The organism is Curtobacterium sp. PhB128, assembly GCF_004340725.1.
In the GTDB taxonomy this organism is placed as follows: Bacteria; Actinomycetota; Actinomycetes; order Actinomycetales; family Microbacteriaceae; genus Curtobacterium.
Genome location: NZ_SLUR01000022.1, coordinates 3,400 through 4,629, shown reverse-complemented (window position 1 = coordinate 4,629; position 1,230 = coordinate 3,400). Strand labels below are relative to the sequence as shown.

General features: G+C 57.0%; 1 rRNA gene. It reads left to right on the top strand.

Annotation, left to right across the window (positions count from 1 at the left end):
• Positions 1-1,068, top strand: a 16S ribosomal RNA gene (locus tag EDF23_RS19025); the annotation flags it as partial.
• Between the last annotated feature and the right edge of the window lie 162 nt (positions 1,069-1,230).

Here is a 1,230-nt window from a genome sequence, read left to right as displayed (position 1 = left end):
AGTGACGGTACCTGCAGAAAAAGCACCGGCTAACTACGTGCCAGCAGCCGCGGTAATACGTAGGGTGCAAGCGTTGTCCGGAATTATTGGGCGTAAAGAGCTCGTAGGCGGTTTGTCGCGTCTGCTGTGAAATCCCGAGGCTCAACCTCGGGCTTGCAGTGGGTACGGGCAGACTAGAGTGCGGTAGGGGAGATTGGAATTCCTGGTGTAGCGGTGGAATGCGCAGATATCAGGAGGAACACCGATGGCGAAGGCAGATCTCTGGGCCGTAACTGACGCTGAGGAGCGAAAGCATGGGGAGCGAACAGGATTAGATACCCTGGTAGTCCATGCCGTAAACGTTGGGCGCTAGATGTAGGGACCTTTCCACGGTTTCTGTGTCGTAGCTAACGCATTAAGCGCCCCGCCTGGGGAGTACGGCCGCAAGGCTAAAACTCAAAGGAATTGACGGGGGCCCGCACAAGCGGCGGAGCATGCGGATTAATTCGATGCAACGCGAAGAACCTTACCAAGGCTTGACATACACCGGAAACGGCCAGAGATGGTCGCCCCCTTGTGGTCGGTGTACAGGTGGTGCATGGTTGTCGTCAGCTCGTGTCGTGAGATGTTGGGTTAAGTCCCGCAACGAGCGCAACCCTCGTTCTATGTTGCCAGCGGGTTATGCCGGGGACTCATAGGAGACTGCCGGGGTCAACTCGGAGGAAGGTGGGGATGACGTCAAATCATCATGCCCCTTATGTCTTGGGCTTCACGCATGCTACAATGGCCGGTACAAAGGGCTGCGATACCGTAAGGTGGAGCGAATCCCAAAAAGCCGGTCTCAGTTCGGATTGAGGTCTGCAACTCGACCTCATGAAGTCGGAGTCGCTAGTAATCGCAGATCAGCAACGCTGCGGTGAATACGTTCCCGGGCCTTGTACACACCGCCCGTCAAGTCATGAAAGTCGGTAACACCCGAAGCCGGTGGCCTAACCCTTGTGGAAGGAGCCGTCGAAGGTGGGATCGGTGATTAGGACTAAGTCGTAACAAGGTAGCCGTACCGGAAGGTGCGGCTGGATCACCTCCTTTCTAAGGAGCATCTGGCCTCGTGTGCCCTTCGGGGTGGGCGTGGTCCAGGCGCCGAGTAACCCGAACGTGGTTGCCGGTAGCTCATGGGTGGAACATTGACAGTGCAGTTGGGAGTGATGCTTCCGACCTCAGTACGCTCTGCTTGCAGGGTTGGGACGGGTT